The following is a 14,847-nucleotide window of genomic DNA, read 5'->3' as shown; positions in this document are numbered from 1 at the left end:
CAGGCGCCTGAAGGCGCGCCTGAGCGGGCGCGGGCGACCGACCCACAAGGAGGTCCCCCGTGGAGGGTGTCCACAGCAGTGAAGCCGTTATCGACAACGGCTCTTTCGGCACACGGACCATCCGGTTCGAAACCGGGCGGCTCGCGCGCCAGGCGGCGGGTTCCGCCGTCGTCTACCTGGACGACGAGACGATGGTCATGTCCGCGACCACCGCCTCCAAGAGTCCCAAGGAGAGCCTCGACTTCTTCCCGCTCACGGTGGACGTCGAAGAGCGGATGTACGCCGCCGGCCGCATCCCCGGCTCTTTCTTCCGCCGTGAGGGCCGTCCTTCCGAGGACGCCATCCTCACCTGCCGTCTGATCGACAGGCCGCTGCGCCCGTCGTTCGTCAAGGGCCTGCGCAACGAGATCCAGGTCGTCGCGACCGTCATGGCGCTCAACCCCGACCACCTGTACGACGTGGTCGCGATCAACGCCGCGTCCCTGTCCACCCAGCTCGCCGGGCTGCCCTTCTCCGGCCCGATCGGCGGCGTCCGCGTGGCGCTGATCGAGGGTCAGTGGGTCGCCTTCCCGACGCACGCGGAGCTCGAGAACGCCACCTTCGACATGGTGGTCGCCGGTCGCGTCCTGGACGACGGCGATGTCGCGATCATGATGGTCGAGGCCGAGTCCACCCGTGACACGCTCAAGCTCATCGCCGACGGCGCCGTGGCGCCGACCGAGGAGACCGTGGGCCAGGGCCTGGAGGCGTCCAAGCCGTTCATCAAGGTCCTGTGCGAGGCGCAGTCCAAGCTCGCCAAGGTCGCCGCCAAGGAGACCGCCGAATACCCGCTGTTCCTCGACTACCAGGACGACGTCCTGGAGGCCGTGACCAACGCCGTGAAGAGCGAGCTCGCCACGGCGCTGACCATCGCGGGCAAGCAGGAGCGCGAGGTCGAGCTCGACCGCGTGAAGAACCTGGCGCTGGAGAAGGTCGGCCCCGACTTCGAGGGCCGCGAGAAGGAGATCGGCGCCGCGTTCCGCTCGCTGACCAAGAAGCTCATGCGTGAGCGGGTCATCTCCGAGGGCGTCCGCATCGACGGTCGTGGTGTCAAGGACATCCGCCAGCTCAACGCGGAGGTCCACGTCGTGCCCCGGGTGCACGGTTCGGCCCTGTTCGAGCGCGGCGAGACCCAGATCCTGGGCATCACCACGCTGAACATGCTCCGCATGGAGCAGATGATCGACACGCTCAACCCCGAGCGCACCAAGCGCTACATGCACAACTACAACTTCCCGCCCTACTCCACCGGTGAGACCGGCCGCGTGGGCTCGCCCAAGCGCCGCGAGATCGGTCACGGCGCGCTCGCCGAGCGGGCGCTCGTGCCGGTCCTGCCGTCCCGCGAGGAGTTCCCCTACGCGATCCGCCAGGTCTCCGAGGCACTGGGCTCCAACGGCTCGACCTCCATGGGCTCGGTCTGCGCCTCGACCATGGCGCTGCTCGACGCGGGTGTCCCCCTCAAGGGCATCGTCGCGGGCATCGCGATGGGCCTGATCAACGAGGGCGACCAGTACGTCACGCTGACCGACATCCTCGGCGCCGAAGACGCCATGGGCGACATGGACTTCAAGGTCGCCGGAACCAAGGACGTCATCACCGCGCTCCAGCTCGACACCAAGCTCGACGGCATCCCCGCCTCGGTCCTGGCCGCCGCGCTGAAGCAGGCCAAGGGCGCCCGCCTGGCCATCATCGACGTGATGCAGGAGGCCATCGACTCCCCGGCGGAGATGAACGCGACGGCTCCGCGCATCATCACGATCAAGGTCCCGGTGGACAAGATCGGCGAGGTCATCGGCCCGAAGGGCAAGATGATCAACCAGATCCAGGACGACACCGGCGCCGAGATCACGATCGAGGACGACGGAACCATCTACATCGGCGCCACCGACGGCCCGTCCGCCGAGGCGGCCCGGTCGGCGATCAACGCCATCGCCAACCCGCACATGCCGGAGGTCGGCGAGCGCTATCTGGGCACGGTCGTCAAGATCGCCGCCTTCGGTGCCTTCATCTCGCTCATGCCGGGCAAGGACGGCCTGCTGCACGTCTCCCAGATCCGCAAGCTGCACGGCGGCAAGCGCATCGAGAACGTCGAGGACGTCATGAACGTCGGCGAGAAGATCCAGGTGGAGATCGCCGAGATCGACGCGCGCGGCAAGCTCTCCCTGGTTCCCGTCGAGGTCGTCGAGAAGGAGGCCGCGGCCAAGGCCGAGGGAGACGCCTCCGAGGAGCAGCCCGCGGCGCCCGCCGAGGACCGCCCCCACGAGGAGCAGCCCCGTGCGGAGCGGCCCCGTCGCACCCGCACCCGCAGCAGCGGTGGCAACCGCGGTGGAGAAGACCGTAACTCGTGATGACCACCACTTTGCATTCCGGCAAGGACGGCGCCGGGGTTGTGCAGCGCACCGTCCTCCCCGGTGGGCTCCGGGTGGTGACCGAGTCCATGCCGACCGTGCGTTCCGTCGCGGTCGGCATGTGGGTCGGCATCGGATCGAGAGACGAGGCCCCCGAGCACATGGGGGCCTCCCACTTCCTTGAGCACCTGCTGTTCAAGGGCACCCCCACGCGGGACGCACTGGAGATCTCCGCGGCCATCGAGGGCATCGGCGGCGAGATCAACGCCTTCACCGCGAAGGAATACACCTGCTACTACGCGCGGGTCCTCGACGAGGACCTGCAGGTGGCGATCGACGTGCTCGCCGACGTGGTGACCTCCTCGCTCATCACCCCGGAGGATGTCGAGGCCGAGCGTGGCGTGATCCTGGAGGAGATCGCCATGCACGACGACGACCCCTCGGACGTGGTGCACGAGCAGTTCTCCGCCGAGCTGTACGGCGACACGCCCATCGGCAGGCCGATCCTCGGCACGGTCGACTCGATCAACGCCGTCAGCCGTGACCGGATCGCGGAATACTACCGGCGCTACTACCTGCCGACGCACACCGTGGTGTCGGTGGCGGGCAACGTCACCCACGAGCAGGTCGTGGCCCTGGTCGCCGCGGCCTACGAGCGGGCCGGAGCTCTCGGCGGAGACGCCTCGCCGATTTCCCCGCGCATTTCCGGACCCGGAGCCGAGGCCCGTTCCGGCGTCCGGGTGATGCACCGGCCGACCGAGCAGGCCAACCTGGTCCTCGGCACGACCGGCCTCACCCGCACCGACGACCGCCGCTTCGCGCTCGGCGTGCTCAACGCGGCGCTCGGCGGTGGCATGTCCTCGCGGCTGTTCCAGGAGATCAGGGAGAAAAGGGGTCTGGCCTACTCGGCATACTCCTACACCTCCGCCTACGCCGACACCGGCCAGTTCGGCATCTACGTCGGCTGCCTGCCGTCGAAGATCGACGACGTGCTGAAGATCTGCCGGGAGGAGCTCCTCCGGGTGGTGGCCGACGGCATCACCGAGGAAGAGATCGTCCGCGGTAAGGGTCAGATGCGCGGCGGCCTCGTGCTGGGCCTGGAGGACACCGGCTCCCGGATGTCCAGGATCGGCAAGGGGGAGCTCGTCTTCGACGAGCACCTGTCGGTCGACGAGATCCTCGGCAGGATCGACGCGGTGACCCCGGACGAGATCACCGCGGTCGCCTGGGACGTCTTCAACCGCCCGCTGACCCTCGCGGTCATCGGCCCCTATGAGGACAAGGATTTCAGCTGGGCCCTGAACGACTAGTGCGGTGACCGCATGCTTTCGCCGGGTCGGCGCGGCCTCACGGCATCGATCCGGCGAGCGGTGACGCGATCTCGGCCGGTGCCTGCGAGCGCGCCGGACCGGTGAGCGTTCCCGGTCGCAGCACTGGCGCTCCGGCATGAGCGGCCCCGGCGTCGGAAGGCGCCGGGGCCGCTTTCGCTTCCACAGGCTCTTCCACCGGCGGCACGCATCGGCGCCTACCAGGCGATCCTCGGTGAGCCGCGGGAAGCGAAAGGTATACCCTTAGGCCGTGATCAGGGTTGGAGTTCTCGGCGCCCGCGGGCGTGTCGGTGTCGAAGTGTGCAAGGCCGTCGAGGCGGCGGACGACCTGGAGCTGGTCGCGGCCGTCGACAAGGACGACCCGATCGAGGGCCTTGAGGGCTCCGAGGTGGTGGTGGACTTCACCCACCCCGACGTGGTCATGGGCAACCTCGAATGGTGCATTTCCCACGGCATCCACCCGGTGGTCGGCACCACCGGCTTCGACAACGAGCGCCTGGCGACCGTGAGGGGCTGGCTGGACGCCAATCCCGGCACGAACGCGCTGATCGCGCCCAACTTCGGCATCGCGGCCGTGCTGATGATGCACTTCGCCCAGCAGGCCGCCCGCTACTTCGACTCCGTCGAGATCGTCGAGCTGCACCACCCGAACAAGGCCGACGCGCCCTCCGGCACCGCTCGCCGTACGGCCGAGCTGATCGCCGAGGCGCGGCGCAAGGCCGGGGCCGCTCCCATGCCCGACGCCACCACCGCCGAGCTGGACGGTGCCCGGGGCGCGGACGTGGACGGGGTCCACGTGCACTCGGTACGGCTGGCCGGGCTGATCGCTCACCAGGAGGTGCTGCTGGGCGGTGACGGGGAGACCCTCACCATCCGCCACGACACCATGAACCGCTCGTCGTTCACCCCGGGCGTGCTGCTGGGCGTGCGCCGGGTCGGGGAGATGCCCGGTCTGACCGTGGGCCTGGAGCGCCTGCTCGACCTGTAGGCGGGACGCTCGCCAAGGCCGAAGCGCCACGCCGACGGGAAGAGAAGGTGTTTCCCGGCTTGTGGGTTACGTGTATTCACGTAATCACCTCCGTAGGTTCGGCCGCTGAGGTGGCCGGTGGGCGCGCTGCGTCGGCGGGGACCGTTACTGTGCCAGGCATGTCTGACGATCTGCGCAGTGGCGGCCCGCGTGCCAAGCGCACCAGGGTGGATGATCGGCTGACCGATCCAGGCTTCCTGGTTCACGCCGATCCCGGGCAGGTGACGGCGCTGTTGGACGCGGCGTCGGGTCCCGCGGCGCGGCTGGCGGCGGCGGTGTACCGGACCTCGGCGCACCTGCACCGTGACACCACCGCGGGGGTGCGCCGTCAGTTGCTGGCGCTGGACGCGGCGCGGTACGGGGACCGGGAGCTGTCGGCGCGGATCAGCGCGGTGGCGGTGCAGGACGAACCCGCCGCAGGGTGGGGCGTGGAGTGGGCCACCGGCTCCCTGCTCGACTCCCGCTTCCGGCATACCCTGGCCAGCGACTTCCGCAAGGTGTCTGCGCTGGCGACGACGGTGGTCGACGGCCGCGTCTGCGTGCTCACCGGCGCAGCCGATGACACGGTGCGGGTGTGGGATCTGGCCACGGGTGAGCCGGTCGGCCGGCCTTTGATCGGCCATGTCTACCCGGTGTGCGCGGTGGCGACGGCGGTGGTGGACGGCCGCGTCCGCGCGGTGACCGGCGGTGCCGACGAAACGGTGCGGGTGTGGGATCTGACCAGCAGGCAGCAGATCGGTGACCCCCTGATTCCCCACACCGGCTGGCTGCAGGCGACGGCGGTGGTCGACGGCCGCGTCTGCGCGATCACCCACGGCCTGGATAAGACGGTGCGGATGTGGGATCTGGCCACGGGTGAGGAGGTCGGTGACCCCCTGATCGACGACACCGGCTGGGTGCGTCTGATGGCGACGGCGGTGGTCGACGGCCGCCCCTGCGCGGTCATCCACAGCGGGTATGGCGATGACGAGACGGTGCGGGTGTGGGAGCTGACCACCGGTCAGCGGATCGGTGGCCCACTGACCAGCCATACCGGCCGGGTCTGCGGGGTGACGACGGGGGTGGTGGACGGCCGCGCCTGCGCGATCACGAGCAGCGACGCTGACCCGGTGCGGGTGTGGGATCTGGCCACGGGTGAGCAGGTCGGAGACTCCCTGATCTCCCACGCCGACTGGATGAGGGTGGCGGCGGTGGTGGACGGCCGCGTTCGCATTGTCACCAGTGACGACAAGAGGGTGCGGGTGTGGGACCTGGCCACGGGTGAGCAGATCGGTCCGGAGGCGGTGTTCCCGCTGCCGGTCCACGCGGTGGCCATGGTTCCGGACGGCCGGCTGGTGGTGGGCTTCGGCCACGAGGTCGCGGTGCTGGCCCGCCGTTGACCCCTCCTATCGACTTCCACCGGCTCCCGGAGGATTCTCCGCCTAGCGAGGCGTCCATCGGGATCACCGCTCGTGACGGACGAGATCCACGGGACCCTCCCTAGTCTTCGATGGTGATTCCCAGCGCGCCGGCCAGGCCGTAGACCAGCCCCTGGGCATCCCGGCTCGTGATGGTCACTCCTCTGAGGCTGGTCACGCCGCCGATCTTCAGCAGCACGCAGTCGGCGAACCGCGCACCTTCCATCTGCGCCCCGGAGAACTGGGCGCCCGTCAGGTCGCAGCGCTCGAACAGGACCCCTCGCAGGTCCGCGTTCTGGAAGTTGGCCTCCACCATGGTGCAGTCGAGGAAGACGGCGCTCTTGAAGGCCGAGAATCTGAAGCTTGTCAGATCGGCACGGCAGGCGTCGAAGGTCACGTCGCGGAATCCGCACTCGGACCAGGCCATTCCGGTCAGCCGGCTCGTGGACACCCGGGCGCGGTGCATCGTCGACGTCCTGGCCACCATGTTCGACAGGTCGCAGCGCTCCAGTTCGACATCCGAGAAACCGGCCCGCCGCATCGTCGTGCCTGAGAGTCGCGTCTCGACGAGGCGGCAGCCCTCGAATTCGGCCGCGTCCGCATCATGGAATGACAGGTCAACGGCCCTGAACTCCAGCGACCGGTATATGCCGTCGGCCTCCAGGTCGTGTTCGGGGAGACGGGCGGGGGTGAGTGACCCCGGCAGCCGGGGGGCGACGGGTTCTTTCAGCCGCGGTGGCCGAGCATGCGGGGCGCGGGAAGGCATGAGCCGGAGCCTACTCCCGGCGGGACGGTGAGACGCCGGTTTGCGGTGATCATCGCAACCGGAAAAACATTATGGTCCGCATTCGCTCACGCTGTATCGTCCGATTTCGTGACAAGCGAGCTATTTCCGGCTTCGGCCAATGTCCGCTGGGCCCAGCCGGGAGAACTGGCGGGACTCGCGGCGGTGGAGGTCGCCGCGGACGGGGTCTTCGCCCAGGTCGGAATCACTTTCCCGCCGGGAACCACGATGATCGAGGAGACCGACGACCCGTCGCGTGTCCTGGTCGCCGGAACCCCGCCCGTCGGCTTCGCCATGATCGGCTGGGTGGACGGCAGCGTCCACCTCGACCAGCTGGCCGTCCACCCGGACCACGGGCGGCAGGGGATCGGCGGGCAGCTGCTGGAGGCGGTCTGCGACCACGCGGCGTCGGCCGGTTCCGGGGCCGTGACGCTGACGACGTTCCGGGATGTGCCGTGGAACGGGCCGTGGTACGCCCGGCGTGGCTTCGCCGTACTCGACGAGGCCGAATGGGGGCCGGAGCTGGCCGCGCTGGTGGTTCATGAGCGGGAGCTGGGCATCGAGCTCGCGCCCCGCGTCGTGATGCGCAGGATCCTCTGAGATTGTGACGCACCGAACCCCTTGAGGTCGTGATGCGCAGGATCTTTTGAGGTCATGACACGCTGAACCCCTTGAGGTCGTGATGCGCCGGATCCTTTAGGTCATGACGCGCTGAACCTTCTGGCATGGGAGCCGTCGGCCAAGGTCAGGGCGCCGTGATCAGCCCAGGAGCCAGCCAATCGACGCGAGGGTGAGCATCGACAGCGCGGTGCCGGCGATCACGGTTCCGCGTGCCACCGAGTCGGCCTGGCCGTATTCGCGGGCGAAGATGTAGGCGTTCTGCGCGGTGGGCAGGGCCGCGCAGACCACCAGCGCGAGCAGTTCGGCCGGGTGGAGCCGCATCATCAGCCCGAACACGTATGCCAGCAGCGGCTGGGCCAGCAGCTTCAGCGCCGACAGCGCCACGACCTCGGTCCGCTCGCCCGCCGGACCCGGGCCGCGCACGGTCAGGGAGAGGCCGAGGGCGACCAGAGCGGCGGGCACGGCGGCGTTGCCGAGCAGGGAGAGCGGCCCGACGATCACCGGCGGCGGGTGCCAGCCGAGCGCCGAGCAGAGCGCGCCGGCGGCCAGCCCGAGGATCACCGGGTTGCGCAGCGGCAGGCTCGCCAGCCGGGCCGGCCGGACCTTGTGGCCCGTGCCCCGGTCCAGGACGACGAGCACCAGGGGAGTGATGATCAGGACCTGGAACAGCAGCACCCCGGTCAGGAAGGTGGCGTCACCGAGCACCTGCAGCGTGACCGGGATGCCGAGGTTCGCGGAGTTCACGTAGCCGGCGGACATCGCGCCGATCGTGGCCTCGCCGGGCTTGCGGCCGAAGACCAGGCGGCTCAGGGCGAAGCCCAGGGCCATGGTCACGACGGTGCTGGCGGCGAAGGCGCCGAGCGCGAGCCCGCTGAACGAGAGCCGGGTCCGGGTGAGAACGGAGAACAACGCGGCCGGCATCGCCAGATGGAAGACGAAGCCGCCGAGCACCCGGTCGGCTTCCGCGCCGAGCAGCCGGAAACGCCCGGCCATGAAGCCGAGCAGCGTCAGCGCCCAGATCGGGACAAAGGCCGCGATCAATAGGGAACCACCGCAGCCTCCTTGCGCCGACAGGACCAAAGCGTATCTTGCCGATGTCCGCCGCCAGGGTCCCGGGGGGCATGTCGCCCGCGCTTCCACTCCGGCTGGACGGGGGTTCTCCCCGGGAGAGCTTGGGTGCGTCGGCGATGGTGAAGAGGTCCTTCTGGACGTGGCCGCGAAGCGGCCCGATGCCAGGCGGTACGGCCCCTGGCGCCGGTCCGGGTCGTGAAGCCGTCCTGGGTGCGGGTGGTGAAGGACTGCCCTAAAGGGCCTGGAGGGCCGCCTTAAAGGGCCTGGAGGGCCAGGCCGACGGTGAAGAGCAGGCCGTAGACGAGCTGGAAGCGGCCGGTCTGCTGGAGCGCGGCGATCAGGGCGGGTCCGGTGGCACCCTGCCGGACGATCTTCATCGGGGGGATCGCGAACGGCGTGGCGAGTACGGCCAGCGCCGCGAACGGCTGCCACGGAGCCATGGCCAGGGCGATGACCAGTGGAAGGGTCAGGCAGAGGGTGTAGAGCACGCGGGTACGGCTGTCGCCGAGCACGACGGCCATGGTGCGCTTGCCGGCCGGGCCGTCGGTCACGATGTCGCGCAGGTTGTTGACCACCAGCATCGAGCAGGACAGCAGGCCCACCGGCACCGAGGCCACCAGGGCCGTCCAGGGAAGCCATTCGAGCTGCACGAACGTGGTGCCCGCCACCGCCACCAGGCCGAAGAACACGAACACCGAGATCTCGCCGAGCGCCCGGTAGCCGTAGGGCCTGGAGCCGCCGGTGTAGAACCAGGCCGCCGCGATCGACACCGCGCCGATCAGCAGCAGCCACCAGGCTCCCGTCACCACGACCAGCACCAGCCCCGCCACCGCGGCGGCCAGGAAGCAGCCGAGGGCCGCGGCGAGGACCTCGCGGGGCGCCGCCGCCTTCGACCCGACCAGGCGCATCGGGCCGACTCGCCTGTCGTCGGTGCCGCGCACGCCGTCGCTGTAGTCGTTGGCGTAGTTCACGCCCACCTGCAGCGCGAGCGCCACGAAGAGGGCGAGCAGGGCCCGCCACCAGACGGCTCCGCCGTATCCGATCGCGACGCCGGTGCCGACGACGACGGGGACGATGGAGTTGGGAAGGGTGCGCGGACGTGCTCCGGCAATCCACTGGCTCGGGGTGGCCATGGTTGGGAGGTTCCTCTCGGACGCTTGTGACCTGGGTGGCCGGAACCGACCGATAATGCCGGTTCCGGCCGTACCTTAGCTGATGTCGGTCGCCAGGCGGATCATCCGTACCGGCCGGCCCATGTTGAGGACCCGCTCGGCACCGTCTTCGCCCCAACCGGCCGACTCAAGGAACCCAAGCGTTCCGTAGTTGTCGGCGAACACCCAGGTCACGATGGTGTGGTAGCCGTCGTCACGGAGGTAGTCGACCGTCGCGTTGAGCAGGCGGCTGCCGTGCCCGCGCCGGACGTGGTCGGGGTCCACCAGGAAGGTGAGCATCTCGGCGGTCGTGGTCGGGTCGAGATCGGGGTCTTCCGCCGGGGCGTGGGAGGCCAGGCCCACCACCCGTTCGCTGCCCCGCATCGCCGCGGCGGCCTCGACGCCGCCCGGACCGAGCGCGGGGAACGCGTCGGTGTCCAGCACGACCTGCTCCACCGCGACCAGCACCCGATGCCGGGGGGACGGCGGGCTGATGATGGCCTCGTCCCACTGGCGGCGCCACATCTCCTCGGCGGCCGCCCCGGTCATCTGCTCCAGCGGCCCCTCGGGGAGGAACTCCCGATAGCCGTATCTCCAGGCGCGGATCTGGGTGCTTGTCACCGCGGCGACATCATCGTGCCGGGCCACCCGCACGCCTACGTCTGCCATTTCGGCCCGCTCCTTTTCTCTGCCGTCTGCCGTCGCCTCAGGACGCGCTGTCTCGTGGGTCTCTTACCACGCGAGCGGGCATCAGGCGGGTGGATCCGTGAGACAGGCTCCTACACCGTATCGGGGAATCCGACTCAGAGATGACGCGAACCGGTCTCCGTCTGGCGACGCGCCCGATATGCCCGGGTCTTGGTGCGGTTACCGCAGACCCTCATGGAGCACCAAGATCGAGAACGGTTTTTGGACGAGTCAATGAAGGCCCACTGGCAGGTGCTCTCGGTGCACACCTTCAGTCTGGGCCACATGCCGTCCGCGTGCGCGCTCATCACCGCGGCCGCGATCCTGGCGAGCCCGCCGGGCACCCCGGCCGCAACCGGCTCCAGAACGGGTCCGTCGGCCGTCAGGGCGACCCGCAGGGCAAGCCCGTCGAACATGTGGGGCGGCCTGGGCTCGTGGTCACGGTCGTGGTTGTGGCGCAACGCGGCACGCAGGGACTCGCGGAGATCGACGGCCAGGGCCAGGTCGGCGTCGTCGGCAGTGTCGCCCGGCCCGGTCAGTCCCCGCTTGCCGAGCCACGCGGCCAGCGCGGCGGGGGACGGGATCGCGTCGGTGTCACTTTCGACGTCGTAGCTGTTCACGAAGTCGCACACCAGGTCGGAGGGGCTGTTCATGTTGTCACTCACCTCTTCGCAACCACTGTACGCCATTAGGGGGTTGTGTTCAGTACAACACCGGCATAGTGTTTTTAGTGGTGTTGCATTGGGGGTTGTCATGTGGTACTGGGCATATCTCGCCATTCGGGAGAGTCGCAGACACGAGCCGCACCAGGTGGGAAACCACAGTGACGAGAACGCGGAGCGGCCGGACGAGAGAGGGGGACGCCCGCTCGTCCCCGCTCAGAGGTCATCCAGCGCGGCGGCGAGCCGCCGCACCCCCTCGGCCAGCTCCGGCAGGTGAACGGCCGCCGAGTGGGTCACCCGGATCCGGGGACCCGGGGGCTCGGCCGGATAGTAGATGCGGCCGGAGCTCACCAGGACCCCCGCTCGCCGGGCCGCCTCCACCACGGTCTCCTCGTCCCGGTCGGGCGGGAGCCGTACCCACAGGTGCAGGCCGCCCCGGGGCACGAGATGGATCTCGGCGGCGGGCATCTGGGCGGTCAGCGCGGCGGCGAGGGCGTCTCTGCGGACCGTCAGCTCGGCGCTCAGCGCGGTCAGGTGGCGTCGCCAGGCGGGTGAGCCGACGAACTCCAGCGCCGTCTCCTGAAGCGGCCTGGAGACGAAGAACGACTCCACGACCTGGCTCGCCCGGAGCCGTCGCGCCGCGGGCCCCCGCGCGATGACCCCGGCGACCCGCATGTTGGGCGACAGGACCTTGGTGAGGGAGTTGATGTGCACGACCACGCCATGGGCGTCCAGTGCGATCATCGGCGGCGGAGCCGGGGCCACGGTGAAATACCGGGCGTAGTCGTCTTCGATCACGAACGCTCCCGCGGCCCGGGCGATCGCGAGCACCTGCTCGCGCCGTTCGAGAGGGAGGGTCGCGCCGGTGGGGTTGTGCAGGGTCGGCTGACAGAGGAAGACCCGCGCGCCCGTGACGGCGAACGCCTCCGCGAGGAGCTCGGGTCTCACCCCGTCGCGATCCATGGGTACGGCTGTCGCGCGGAGCCCGGCGGCCCGCGCGGAGGCGAGGGCGCCCGGGTAGGCCGGGGTCTCCACGAGGACGGGTGTGCCCGGGGCGGCGAGCGCGCGGAAGGCGTGGGTGAGGGCGGACTGCCCGCCGCTGACGATGAGGGCGTCCGACGGGGTGACGTCGCCGCCCACCTCCTGGGCGAACCATCTGCGCAGCTCCGGGATGCCGGCCAGGGGCGGCAGCTCCCAGACGTCGGGGCGGCGCAGGGCGCGGGAGGCGGCGGCGGACAGGGCCTTGGAGGGGCGTAGCGCCGGGTTGAGATAGCCGCCGGTGAGCGGGATGACGCCGTCCGGCGGGGGAGTCAGCAGGCCGGTCACCTCGGTGTCGTCGACCACCCTGTCGCCGAGCGCCACCGTCTGCCAGGACAGGTCGGCGGTGTCGCCGGTGCGCGTGACCGCGGGGGCCACGTAGGTCCCGCTGCCCGGCCTGATGACCACCCGCCCCTCGGCGGCGAGCTGGCCGAGCGCCCGCGACACGGTCACCGGGCTCACGTTGTAAAGCCGCATCAGCTCGCGGCTCGATGGCAGTCTGTCTCCGGGGCGCAGCCGCCCCGCCTCCTCCCTGAGGGTGGCCGCTAAACGGACGATACTGCTATCGTCATTCATGAGAGATAAGAATAGCGCTATCGTGACAAATCGAGTAGCGGTCGATCCCGACCTCTCTTCCGCCGTTCCCGCCCCTCGCCCGGCCGAGCCGGCCCGGCTGATGCCGGCGCCCGCGAGCACGGCATGGCGCGGGACCCTGCTCGCCGGTCTCGGAGTGCTGTCGTTCTCGGGGTCGTTCCCGGCGACGGTCTTCGCGATGGAGGGGTTCGACCCCTACCTCGTGGCGATCGGGCGGGCCGTGGTGGCCGCCGTCGCGGCGCTGATCTTCCTGGTGGCGGCCCGGGGGCCGGTGCTGCCGCCCAGGGCCCACCTGCGGTCGTATCTCGTCATCGTGGCCGGTGTGGTCTTCGGGTTTCCCGTCTTCAGCGGGCTGGCGCTCGACGCCGGAGCCAGCGCCTCCCATGCCGCGGTGGTCATCGGGCTCCTTCCCGCCGCCACGGCGGCCTGCGCCATCCTGAGAGGGGGAGAGCGGCCCCGGCCGATGTTCTGGGCGGCCTGCGGCCTCGGGGCCGCGTCGATCACCGCCTTCACCCTCAGCCGGGGCGGCGGCCATGTCACCGGGGCCGACCTGCTGCTCGTCGGGGCGCTGGTGTCGGCCGCCGTGGGCTACACCGAAGGCGGGCGCCTGGCTCGTGAGACCCCGGGCTGGCGGGTCATCTCCTACACCCTCGTCATCGCCACCCCGCTCACCGTCCCGGCGGCGGTCGCGCTGGCCCTGGCGACCGACGTACGGCCCAGCGCGGCGTCGCTGGCAGGGTTCGCCTACGTGGGGCTGATCTCGATGTTCCTCGGCTTCATCCCCTGGTACGCGGGCCTGGCCATGGGCGGCATCGCCCGTGCCGGGCAGACCCAGCTCGCGCAGCCGCTGCTGACGCTGCTGTGGGCCTGGCTCCTTCTCGGCGAGCGGTTCGGCCCGGTGACGGTCATGGCCGCGCTCGCCGTACTGGCGTGTGTCGCCATGACTCAGCGGGCACGCTCTTGAAAGATGTGACATCGGGGCGCACGATGTGAGCTGTAGCTGTCATAAAAGGGGTGGAATCATGGCGGACCTGACGATTCCCGAGGGTGGCTTCTGGCCCGCTCCCGAGATCCCTCAGCCGAACATCTACCCGATGGAGTGGAGGGTGGAGACCGACAAGCTGGCGGCCATCTACGAGAAGTCCAAGCGCATGGTGTGGAACCCCGCCGACCTGCCGTGGGACGGCCTCGACCCGGACGACTTCACCGTCGAACAGCGCCTGGGGATCATGTACTGGTTCTCCGTGCTGGCCAACTTCGACGCCTCCGGCCCGGCCGTCTTCGCCCGCGCCACCATCCAGGCGTTCGAGAAGCATGAGGAAGACCCGGTCCGCAAGTGCTTCTTCTCCATCACGCGTGACGAGATGAACCACGAGGAGTGCTGCCAGCGCACCATCGCCAAGCTCTGGCCGGGCGGGCCGCTGAACTGGACCCCGGCCACCGACCTGGAGAGGGCCGCCCACAACAACATCGGCTGGCTCTATCACAACGGCGGCCGTTACTGGACGGGCTACAACAACGCCGTCGGCAAATACACGCTGCCGGTGCTGTTCACCAGCTTCATGATGGGCGAGATGGCCGCCTCCACCCTGTTCCGAGGCATGGCCAGCGGCACCGCGCACCCGGTCTTCAGCGACATGTTCCACCGCATCGGCCGCGACGAGTCGCGCCACCTCCAGATCTGCATGACCATCCTGGAGAACGAGTGGCCCGGCCTCACCGACGACACCCGTTCGCAGATCACCCGCCAGCTGCGCGCGGGGTTCGTCTTCCTCTCCATGATCCTCTGGGAGCCCCCCGGCGGTTTCTGGGAGCTTCCGCCGTACTTCCTGGACAACCACCGCGTCCTGATGGACCACGCCCGCGACGCGGGTCTCGGGGTGCTCTCCTACGAGGAGCAGGCCGACAACTGGCGCGTGGCGATGGCCCGGATCCGCGCCATCGTCGAACGATGGGGCATCGAGTTCCCCGCCATCCCCGAGCTCGACATCGACGGTGTCGAGGTCGACTTCCTCGATCCCGAGGACATCATCCCGGTCTTCTAGCCTTGCTGATCATCGTGTTGCGCCGCAGGTCAAGCAACAGAACGACGCTTCATCA

At 69.7% G+C, this 14,847-nt stretch carries 13 protein-coding genes; 7 read left to right on the top strand and 6 right to left on the bottom strand.

All coding sequences use genetic code 11. From position 1 onward, the window contains the following. Positions 1-59 precede the first annotated feature (59 nt). The 4 genes from ACFY2X_RS09715 (at position 60) to ACFY2X_RS09700 (ending at position 6,121) form a co-directional block, all read left to right on the top strand. Positions 60-2,387 carry a polyribonucleotide nucleotidyltransferase gene (locus ACFY2X_RS09715; RefSeq protein ID WP_389935015.1) on the top strand — a complete coding sequence of 776 codons (2,328 nt, stop codon included), beginning with the start codon at positions 60-62 and terminating at the stop codon, positions 2,385-2,387. After that, positions 2,387-3,697: a M16 family metallopeptidase gene (locus tag ACFY2X_RS09710; protein ID WP_389935013.1), complete on the top strand. Its 1,311-nt coding sequence runs from the start codon at positions 2,387-2,389 to the stop codon at positions 3,695-3,697. The genes ACFY2X_RS09715 and ACFY2X_RS09710 overlap by 1 nt, the downstream gene beginning before the upstream one ends. Positions 3,698-3,965: 268 nt before the next feature. Next, complete coding sequence (gene dapB, locus ACFY2X_RS09705; protein WP_389935011.1) at positions 3,966-4,703, top strand: 4-hydroxy-tetrahydrodipicolinate reductase; 738 nt, start codon at positions 3,966-3,968, stop codon at positions 4,701-4,703. Positions 4,704-4,861: 158 nt separating this feature from the next. After that, positions 4,862-6,121, top strand: a complete 1,260-nt coding sequence (locus ACFY2X_RS09700) for a WD40 repeat domain-containing protein (RefSeq protein WP_389935008.1) — start codon at positions 4,862-4,864, stop codon at positions 6,119-6,121. A 100-nt stretch (positions 6,122-6,221) separates the two neighbouring features. On the opposite strand, the gene ACFY2X_RS09695 is transcribed toward ACFY2X_RS09700, so the two are convergent. Next, complete coding sequence (locus ACFY2X_RS09695; RefSeq protein WP_389935005.1) at positions 6,222-6,905, bottom strand: pentapeptide repeat-containing protein; 684 nt, start codon at positions 6,903-6,905, stop codon at positions 6,222-6,224. 108 nt (positions 6,906-7,013) lie between these two features. Here ACFY2X_RS09695 and ACFY2X_RS09690 point away from each other — a divergent pair, with 108 nt between their 5' ends. Further along, positions 7,014-7,523, top strand: coding sequence for a GNAT family N-acetyltransferase (locus ACFY2X_RS09690; protein WP_389935002.1), 510 nt, complete (start codon positions 7,014-7,016; stop codon positions 7,521-7,523). Positions 7,524-7,682: 159 nt separating this feature from the next. Here the strand turns inward: ACFY2X_RS09690 and ACFY2X_RS09685 are convergent, their stop codons facing one another. The 5 genes from ACFY2X_RS09685 to ACFY2X_RS09665 all read right to left on the bottom strand — a co-directional run bounded on the left by ACFY2X_RS09685 (position 7,683) and on the right by ACFY2X_RS09665 (position 12,729). Further along, positions 7,683-8,585, bottom strand: a complete 903-nt coding sequence (locus ACFY2X_RS09685) for an AEC family transporter (RefSeq protein WP_389934999.1) — start codon at positions 8,583-8,585, stop codon at positions 7,683-7,685. A 284-nt stretch (positions 8,586-8,869) separates the two neighbouring features. Further along, positions 8,870-9,748 carry a 1,4-dihydroxy-2-naphthoate polyprenyltransferase gene (locus ACFY2X_RS09680; RefSeq protein ID WP_389934996.1) on the bottom strand — a complete coding sequence of 293 codons (879 nt, stop codon included), beginning with the start codon at positions 9,746-9,748 and terminating at the stop codon, positions 8,870-8,872. 75 nt (positions 9,749-9,823) lie between these two features. Continuing rightward, positions 9,824-10,435: a GNAT family N-acetyltransferase gene (locus ACFY2X_RS09675; RefSeq protein WP_389934993.1), complete on the bottom strand. Its 612-nt coding sequence runs from the start codon at positions 10,433-10,435 to the stop codon at positions 9,824-9,826. 134 nt (positions 10,436-10,569) lie between these two features. Beyond that, on the bottom strand, positions 10,570-11,118 hold the full coding sequence (locus tag ACFY2X_RS09670) for a CGNR zinc finger domain-containing protein (protein ID WP_389934990.1): 549 nt from the start codon (positions 11,116-11,118) through the stop codon (positions 10,570-10,572). A gap of 213 nt (positions 11,119-11,331) precedes the next feature. Beyond that, entirely contained in the window at positions 11,332-12,729 is a 1,398-nt protein-coding gene (locus tag ACFY2X_RS09665; protein WP_389934987.1) for a PLP-dependent aminotransferase family protein, read from the bottom strand. 22 nt (positions 12,730-12,751) lie between these two features. Between ACFY2X_RS09665 and ACFY2X_RS09660 the strand changes: the two genes are divergently transcribed. Together ACFY2X_RS09660 and ACFY2X_RS09655 are read left to right on the top strand one after the other, a co-directional pair. Then, positions 12,752-13,711 (top strand): DMT family transporter, encoded by a 960-nt coding sequence (locus ACFY2X_RS09660; protein ID WP_389934984.1) that lies wholly within the window; start codon positions 12,752-12,754, stop codon positions 13,709-13,711. Between the two features lie 58 nt (positions 13,712-13,769). Then, positions 13,770-14,792, top strand: a complete 1,023-nt coding sequence (locus ACFY2X_RS09655; protein WP_389934981.1) for a hypothetical protein — start codon at positions 13,770-13,772, stop codon at positions 14,790-14,792. The last annotated feature ends 55 nt before the right edge of the window (positions 14,793-14,847 follow it).

Source organism: Streptosporangium sp. NPDC000396, assembly GCF_042898655.1.
In the GTDB taxonomy this organism is placed as follows: Bacteria; Actinomycetota; Actinomycetes; order Streptosporangiales; family Streptosporangiaceae; genus Streptosporangium.
Note: the sequence above shows the minus strand (reverse complement) of the source record. Positions and strands in the feature narration are given on the sequence as shown.

Excerpts from the sequence above, each read along its gene's own strand:
- ACFY2X_RS09695 (WP_389935005.1), bottom strand. The coding sequence starts at position 6,905 with ATGCCTTCCCGCGCCCCGCATGCTCGGCCACCGCGGCTGAAAGAACCC.
- ACFY2X_RS09700 (WP_389935008.1), top strand. The coding sequence starts at position 4,862 with ATGTCTGACGATCTGCGCAGTGGCGGCCCGCGTGCCAAGCGCACCAGG.
- ACFY2X_RS09665 (WP_389934987.1), bottom strand. The coding sequence starts at position 12,729 with ATGAATGACGATAGCAGTATCGTCCGTTTAGCGGCCACCCTCAGGGAG.
- ACFY2X_RS09655 (WP_389934981.1), top strand. The coding sequence starts at position 13,770 with ATGGCGGACCTGACGATTCCCGAGGGTGGCTTCTGGCCCGCTCCCGAG.
- ACFY2X_RS09675 (WP_389934993.1), bottom strand. The coding sequence starts at position 10,435 with ATGGCAGACGTAGGCGTGCGGGTGGCCCGGCACGATGATGTCGCCGCG.
- ACFY2X_RS09680 (WP_389934996.1), bottom strand. The coding sequence starts at position 9,748 with ATGGCCACCCCGAGCCAGTGGATTGCCGGAGCACGTCCGCGCACCCTT.
- ACFY2X_RS09710 (WP_389935013.1), top strand. The coding sequence starts at position 2,387 with ATGACCACCACTTTGCATTCCGGCAAGGACGGCGCCGGGGTTGTGCAG.